Source organism: Parafrankia sp. FMc2, assembly GCF_041008525.1.
GTDB lineage: Bacteria > Actinomycetota > Actinomycetes > Frankiales > Frankiaceae > Parafrankia.
The window spans coordinates 1-684 of the sequence record NZ_JBFLUG010000487.1; the positions used below are offsets into that span (position 1 = coordinate 1).

Sequence of the window (684 nt, forward strand, 5' to 3'; positions counted from 1 at the left end):
CGAGCACCAATCTTACAGCCTCGGTCTTGTACTCCTGAGTAAACTTCCGCCGTGTTGACCCCATCGCCATCCTTCCCTATGACAGTGAACCTCAAGTTCGCTGTCCACGGAAGCGGGATCACTCCACACCGGCCGCTCTCGGTGGAGAGCGCGTCTGCGAAGCGCGCCTGAACCTGTGCGGAGAGCGTTGGCATGAGCAGGCTGTGGCAGTAGAGGGTGGCGGCGTCGTAGCCGGCGGGTGCCAGGCCCCAGCCTTCCCAATCGAGCATGCAGAGGGTGGGCCCGCAGAGGTTGGCCCAGTGCAGGTCTCCGTGCGTGGTTACCCACGGTGCGGGTGCGGTGGTGGTGATCGGTTCGCCGAGCATCCTGGGCATGACGTCGTCGAGGTAGGGCTGCTCGATGGTGCGCCGGTTAGTGGAGACCGTGGCGAGGATGCCGAGGGAGCGGCGCAGTTCCTGAAACCATTGCCTTTTCGGTGAGTCGGTGAGCCGCCACGGCACGGTGGTGGCGGCGAGAGGTCGGAGGTGGACGCGGTCGTACAGTTCGGCGCGGTAGTCCTGTCAAGGCTCCCCGAAAACCGACCCCGTGCGGGTCTCTGAATCTTGACCCCCTGCGTCTGGTTGATCAGTTGTGGTTGGGTCGGTCCTTGGTGAGGAGCTCGCGGCGGGCGCGGGTGCGGTAGGA

General features: G+C 64.9%; 1 protein-coding gene. It reads right to left on the minus strand.

Translation table 11 applies throughout. The features are described 5' to 3' along the window. A partial coding sequence (locus AB1460_RS38075) for a phosphotransferase (protein WP_368967459.1) occupies positions 1-500 on the minus strand: 500 nt, incomplete at its 3' end. Positions 501-684: the final 184 nt, after the last annotated feature.